The sequence below is a fragment of the Agromyces mediolanus genome, from assembly GCF_014648575.1.
In the GTDB taxonomy this organism is placed as follows: domain Bacteria; phylum Actinomycetota; class Actinomycetes; order Actinomycetales; family Microbacteriaceae; genus Agromyces; species Agromyces mediolanus.
In genome coordinates this window covers 344,105-350,104 of record NZ_BMRJ01000002.1, presented here as the reverse complement: position 1 = coordinate 350,104, position 6,000 = coordinate 344,105, and the positions used below count along the sequence as shown (strand labels likewise).

Sequence of the window (6,000 nt, the reverse complement as noted above, 5' to 3'; positions counted from 1 at the left end):
TGCCCGACTTCCATGGAAGTCGGGCAACTCACTGTCGGGGTGTGCGGCGGGCGCGACTCAGAAGTGCGTGCCGCCGTCGATGCGCACCTCGGTGCCCGTGATGAAGCGGCCGTCGTCGCTCGCGAGCATCGCGACGACGCTCGCAACGGTCTCGGGGCCGGCGAAGCCCTGACCGAGGGCGGGCTGCAGCTTCATGAACAGCATCATGTCGGCGTCCTCGGGGAGGCCGGGGCCCTGGCTCTGCTTGCTCTGGCCGGAGCCGTCGGTCATGCCGGAGGAGATCGAGCCGGGCTGCACGGCCGTGAAGCGGATGCCCTGCTTCGCGTACTCGGCCGCGAGCGCGTGCGTCATCGACTGCACACCGCCCTTGCTGGCCGCGTAGGCCGCCATGTAGGGGTGCGCGAACGCCGCGGAGGTCGAGCTGAAGTTGACCACGGCGGCGCCCTCGCCCTGGAGCAAGGCGGGGATCGCCTCGCGGATGACGAGGAAGGTGCCGACGAGGTTCACCCGGACGACCTGCTCGAACGCGTCGAGGCTCGTCTCGTGCGTGTGCGAGGAGCGCAGGATGCCGGCGGCGTTCACGAGCGCGTCGAGCCCGCCGAGCCACTCCACGGCGGCGGCGACGCCGGCGCGGACGGATGCCTCCTCGGCGATGTTCATGGCGACGGTGTGCAGGCGCTCGGCGGCGTCGCCCGCCTTGGCGACGGTGTCGGCGAGCCCGGCGTCGCTGACGTCGGCGGCGACGACGCGGCCGCCCTCGGCGAGCATGCGCAGCACGGTGGCTTGTCCGATGCCGGATCCGCCGCCGGTGACGAGTGCGCGGCGACCTTCGTAGCGGTTCATGGTGTTCGACCTTTCGAGTCCCAGGAGTTTTGCTACACGTTACGCCTGTTTGGCACAACGTGTCATCATGTCAAACGTCGCCACGGCGCGGAGTATTTCCCGTACGCTGCCAGACGTGGAACGCACGCCGACCCTGACCGAGCGCCGGAAGGCGGCGACCCAGCTCGAGATCGCCAAGGCCGCCGCCGTGCGCTTCGCCGAGCACGGGGCCGACCAGGTCACGGCCGAATCGATCGCGGCCGCCGCCGGGGTGTCGCTGCGCACCTTCTACCGCTACTTCCGCACGAAGGAGGATGCCGTCGGCCCGCTCCTCGCGGTCGGCGCGGTCACCTGGCAGGCGGCGCTCGCGGCATCCGCGCCCGGCGACCCGACCGCGGTCTTCCCCGAGCTCATCGCCCGCGTGCTGACCCCGGTCGACGACGCCGAGCGCGAGGCGCTGCGCTGGACCCACGGCCTGCTCCGCACCGCGGCCGACGACCCCGCGCTGCAGACCGTCTGGCACCGCGTGAACCACGACTCCGAGACGCGCCTGCGCGCGATCATCGCCGAACTCGCCGGGGACGGAGCCGACCCCTTCGAGGTGCGGCTGCTCGCCGCCGCCGCGACCGACGCGATCCGGCTCGGACTCGAGCAGTGGGCCGCGGGAGACGAGGACCCGGACGGCTCGGCCGGGGTGCCCGCCGCGCTCGCCGGGCGGGCCTTCGCTCAGCTGTCGAGCGGCATCTCGCTCGGCGCCTGACCCGGGCGGCCGTCGGCCGGACGGTGCTCGGCACCGCCGAAGAAGCCGAGCAGCTGCGCCGCCGCGGCCTCCGCCTCCACCCCGCCGTACACCTCGACGCGATGGTTCAGCCGGCGGTCGCGGAGCACGTCGTACAGCGAGCCGGCGGCACCGGCCTTCTCGTCCCAGGCGCCGAACACGACGGTCGGCACCCGCGCCGCGAGGATCGCCCCCGCGCACATCACGCAGGGCTCGAGCGTGACGACGAGCGTGCAGCCCTCGAGCCGCCACTCGCCGCGCGCCGCGGCCGCGTCACGGAGCGCGAGCACCTCGGCGTGCGCCGTCGGGTCGCCGCTGAGCTCGCGCTCGTTGCGCCGCTCGGCGATCACCCGCCCGTCGGGGTCGAGCACGAGGGCCCCCACCGGCACATCGCCGGAGTTCAGCGCCTCCTCGGCGACGGCGAGTGCGCGACGCATCCACTCCCGGTGCTCCGCCCGCTCCATCCGCGCCCTCCGCTCGATCGGCTCTCGGCTGCCACGCTACCGCGCCGTAGAATCGGGGCCATGCGAGTCCACGTGGCGGATCACCCGCTCATCACCCACAAGCTGACGGTGCTCCGCGACCGCGAGACCCCCTCGCCGGTGTTCCGCTCCCTCGTCGAAGAGCTCATGACGCTCCTCGCGTATGAGGGCACCCGTGGCGTCCGCGTCACCGAGGTCGAGATCGAGACGCCCGTCGCCGTGACGACCGGTGTGCGCATCGCCGAGCCGAAGCCGCTCATCGTGCCGATCCTGCGCGCCGGCCTCGGCATGCTCGAGGGCATGGTCAAGCTGCTGCCGAGCGCCGAGGTGGGCTTCCTCGGCATGGCGCGCGACGAGGAGACGCTGCAGCCGACGACGTACGCCGAGCGCCTGCCCGACGACCTCAGCAACCGGCAGTGCTTCGTGCTCGACCCGATGCTCGCGACGGGCGGCTCGCTCATCGCGGCGATCGACTTCCTGCTCGCGCGCGGTGCGACCGACGTGACGGCGATCTGCATCCTCGCCGCCCCCGAGGGCCTGAAGGCCGTCGAGGAGGCGCTGCGCGGACGCGAGGTCACCGTGGTGCTCGGCGCCGTCGACGAGCGCCTCAACGAGCACGGCTTCATCGTTCCGGGCCTCGGCGACGCCGGCGACCGGCTCTACGGCACCGTCTGAGTCATCCCTCCCCTGTTTCGACGACGGGCGCCTCGATCGAGGTGCCCGTCGTGCTATATGCGAAGGATCTTCGAGCGCCGCCGCGCCAGCCCGGGACCCCGGTGCAGAAGATTTTTTCCTAAGTCGCTTTCTCGTTGATTCTTCGATCTCGAGCGGTCGCGGGCGAGAGGGTTGCGCGACGCCCGGATGCCGATGCACCGCGTGCGACGTCACACCCCGTCATCCCGCGGTCACGAATTGACACATGCTCGTGGCTCCGATTGACTCTCCCCATGACCGACACCGCACGCACCCTGACCACCCGCGAGGTGAACAGGACTGCCGACATGATGATGTCGGCGCGTGCAGGCACGTGTTGTCGAATGTGCCGCTGACCCGCGACCTCTTCGCCGAGTCCCGCCGCCGATCCGCATCCAGATCGCCCGGACTCCTCTGAGCCGCCGCCCAGGCGCTCGCCCGGCCCTCTTCGGCCAGTTCGCAGACCCCGACGACGGGGTCGATCGCTGCACCCGCAACGCAAGGAATCCGTCATGTCGCTCGCACTCGCTTCCGCTCCCACCGCTCGCACCGCCCCCAGCATCTCGGCCGCCCCGGTCCGCGCCATCGCCGACGGCGCCCCCATCGCCCGCCTCGCCGCTCCGGCCGCCGAGCTCGCCTCCCCCGCTCCCCGCGTCCGCGCCGTGCCCGAGGGCACCGAGGCCCGCGGCTTCGTGCTCTACGTCGGCATCGACGAGAACAAGGCCACCGAGGACGGCACGACGCTGCACCGCATCGTCGAGGCCCTGCGCCGGCTGACGGCCGAGGTCGCCCCCTCCGCCGAGACCTACGCGGCCGTCGCCCTCGCTCCCGAGGGTGCCGGCGGCCGCGACGTCGACGTCGTGCGCCTCGCCCTCCAGGACCCGGCCGCGCTCGCCAAGCAGCGCGAGGCCCAGGGCGACGTGCGCGACGACAGCGACCGCCACCCGAACGGCGTCATCATCGACATCTCCCGCAAGCGGGTGCTGCTCGACGGCGAGCCCGCCGGCCTCACGTACAAGGAGTTCGAGCTCCTGCAGTACCTCGTGCTCCGCGAGGGCCGCACGATCGACCGGCACGAGCTCATCGACAGCCTCTGGAACGCCGACGACGAGGCCCCGAGCGAGCGCACCATCGACGTGCACGTGCGCCGCCTGCGCTCGAAGCTCGCGCACTACCAGGACATCGTGCGCACCGTGCGCGGCCTCGGCTACCGCTTCGACCGGCACGCCGACGTCTCGATCCGCCAGGCCTCCACGCCGAGCCCCGACGTCTTCTGAGATCAGGCACTGAACATCCTCCCGCTCGGCGGGAGGATGTTCGCCTTCCCGGAGGATGATTCGCGCCGAGGCATCCTCCCGCAGAGCGGATCTCCTCCGCGCCACCTGTGGGCCGCCGCAGAGATTTCCGGGCGGGTCTGGCGCCCGTTACCTTTCTGTTATATATTCGATCTCGCACCGCTCGTTTGCTGTGGCGGGCGGTGTGGAATGTGATTGCAGGACACTCTTGGTGCAAGGGCGAGGGCCGGTCGTCAGCCTCTACGACCGGCCCTCAACCGTGTCCGGGCCCCTTATTCTGGGTAGCGCGCTTGCGCGCTGACGAAGGGAGCACCACGTGGTCGATCGGCAGCTCACCGTCGCGGCCTGGGAATCGCTGTTCCGCGCCCAGGTGACCGTCATGCGGGCCCTGCAGCGGGACTTCCCGTCCTCGGTCATCTCGATGAACGAGTACGACGTGCTGTTCAACATCTCCCGCGCGCCCGGCCGGCGACTGCGCCTGAAGGAGCTCAACCGCTCGGTGCTGATCACGCAGCCGAGCGTCAGCCGGCTCGTCGACCGGCTCGCCGCCCGCGGCCTGCTGGTGAAGAGCGAGGATCCGGACGACGGCCGCGGCACCATCGTCTCCATCACTGCGGAGGGCTTCGACCTGTTCCGCCGCGTCGCGGTCGAGCACATGCAGTCGATCACCGAGCACATGGGCGCCTCGCTCGACGAGGAGGAGCTGCGCACGCTGATCCGGCTCACCACGCGCCTGCGCCAGGGCGCCGCCGAAGCGGGCGCGCCGGTCATCAAGCCCGACGACGAGGACTGACGCGGCGCACGACGGGCGAACCACGGGAACCCGGGCGAATGACGGCCGGCCCGCGGCGCGACGGGAACCCGCCGGTCCACGATTGCCGCGAATGACGGCCGACCCGCGGCGCGACGGGAACCCGCCGGTCCACGATTGCCGCGAATGACGGTGGGGCGGGAACCCTACCTCCCGCCCCACCGCGGCCTCCGGGGAGGCCCTCCCCGCCGAGCGACCCGAACTGAGCTCGACGAGCAACCTCCCGAGCGGGGCGCGCGAGGGCGCACCGCGGCCACCACGGATGGCGGGCATGTCGGGTTCGGGTTCCCGACTCGGGTTTGGGTGAATCGTATCCCCGCCGCGCGCCGTGTGCCGCCCCCGGAACGGGTGACATGCGGTGGTGCGATTCAGGGCGCGGACCGCGTTCCGCGGTGGCTCGGACAGGCGCCGCCGGGGCAGTTCGTCGGCGCGTGCCTGCTGAGGCGCGACTGCAGCGCGCAGCCGACCCAGATGCCGAACGCGGTCTCGAGGAACAGCAGCGAGAGGCAGAGTCCGCAGAGCGCGAGCGTCACCCACAGCGGGGCCTGCAGGAGCCCGGTCGCGAGGCACGCGGTGAGGCCGAGGCCGTAGCCGAGCCACCAGGCGAATCGCTTCTGGCGGGCGCCGACCCACTCCGGCCGCTGACGTCGCACGATGAGCCCGCCGAGCACGAGCGAGGGCGCCCACCGCTCGCCGAGCAGCACGCGGAGCATCATGTCGACGACGAAGACCGCGCCGAACGGCTTCAGGACGTCGGCGGAGCCCTGATGGGCGGCCGTGACGTAGAGGACGAGGCCCGGCAGGAGCAGGAGGCCCGCTCCTGCGCGGGCGGCCCGCTCGTTGATCACGGAGCGGTCAGCGGCCGAAGAGCCGGGCCAGGAATCCGCCGCGGCTCGCCTTCGCGGCGTCGATCTGGGCCTGCGTGTGGGTGCCGGCGCACCACTGCCCCGCGGGGACGCTCGCCTTGACCGCGCCGACGTGCTGTCCGCACCCCGCCCAGGTCGTCTTCTGGCAGGTTCGGCAGGTCACAGCTCGGCACATGGGTACTCCGTTCGAAGGGGATCGAGGTCGCCGGCCCGGGACGGTCCCGTTCGACGGGAGCGCCGGGTTCCGACGGGT

Annotated in this window: 8 protein-coding genes; 4 read left to right on the top strand and 4 right to left on the bottom strand. The window is 72.0% G+C overall.

The features are described 5' to 3' along the window. Positions 1-57: 57 nt before the first annotated feature. Positions 58-843 carry an SDR family NAD(P)-dependent oxidoreductase gene (locus IEY71_RS11460; RefSeq protein WP_189085462.1) on the bottom strand — a complete coding sequence of 262 codons (786 nt, stop codon included), beginning with the start codon at positions 841-843 and terminating at the stop codon, positions 58-60. Between the two features lie 115 nt (positions 844-958). Here IEY71_RS11460 and IEY71_RS11455 point away from each other — a divergent pair, with 115 nt between their 5' ends. Further along, positions 959-1,582 carry a TetR family transcriptional regulator gene (locus IEY71_RS11455; protein WP_229781700.1) on the top strand — a complete coding sequence of 208 codons (624 nt, stop codon included), beginning with the start codon at positions 959-961 and terminating at the stop codon, positions 1,580-1,582. Here the strand turns inward: IEY71_RS11455 and tadA are convergent. After that, on the bottom strand, positions 1,549-2,064 hold the full coding sequence (tadA, locus tag IEY71_RS11450; protein WP_229781699.1) for a tRNA adenosine(34) deaminase TadA: 516 nt from the start codon (positions 2,062-2,064) through the stop codon (positions 1,549-1,551). The genes IEY71_RS11455 and tadA overlap by 34 nt on opposite strands. Before the next feature lie 60 nt (positions 2,065-2,124). On the opposite strand from tadA, the gene upp reads away from it, so the two are divergent. From upp to IEY71_RS11435, 3 genes are all read left to right on the top strand, one after another. Beyond that, positions 2,125-2,757, top strand: coding sequence for a uracil phosphoribosyltransferase (upp, locus tag IEY71_RS11445; RefSeq protein ID WP_189085460.1), 633 nt, complete (start codon positions 2,125-2,127; stop codon positions 2,755-2,757). Between the two features lie 530 nt (positions 2,758-3,287). Beyond that, entirely contained in the window at positions 3,288-4,052 is a 765-nt protein-coding gene (locus IEY71_RS11440) for a winged helix-turn-helix domain-containing protein (protein WP_189085459.1), read from the top strand. Between the two features lie 334 nt (positions 4,053-4,386). Next, positions 4,387-4,863 carry a MarR family winged helix-turn-helix transcriptional regulator gene (locus IEY71_RS11435; protein WP_229781698.1) on the top strand — a complete coding sequence of 159 codons (477 nt, stop codon included), beginning with the start codon at positions 4,387-4,389 and terminating at the stop codon, positions 4,861-4,863. 386 nt (positions 4,864-5,249) lie between these two features. Here the strand turns inward: IEY71_RS11435 and IEY71_RS11430 are convergent, their stop codons facing one another. Together IEY71_RS11430 and IEY71_RS11425 are read right to left on the bottom strand one after the other, a co-directional pair. After that, positions 5,250-5,729 (bottom strand): DUF4395 domain-containing protein, encoded by a 480-nt coding sequence (locus tag IEY71_RS11430; RefSeq protein WP_189085458.1) that lies wholly within the window; start codon positions 5,727-5,729, stop codon positions 5,250-5,252. 7 nt (positions 5,730-5,736) lie between these two features. Further along, the gene (locus tag IEY71_RS11425; protein WP_189085457.1) at positions 5,737-5,922 is read right to left on the bottom strand and encodes a DUF8730 family Cys-rich protein; all 186 of its coding nucleotides are present in this window, start codon (positions 5,920-5,922) and stop codon (positions 5,737-5,739) included. Positions 5,923-6,000: the final 78 nt, after the last annotated feature.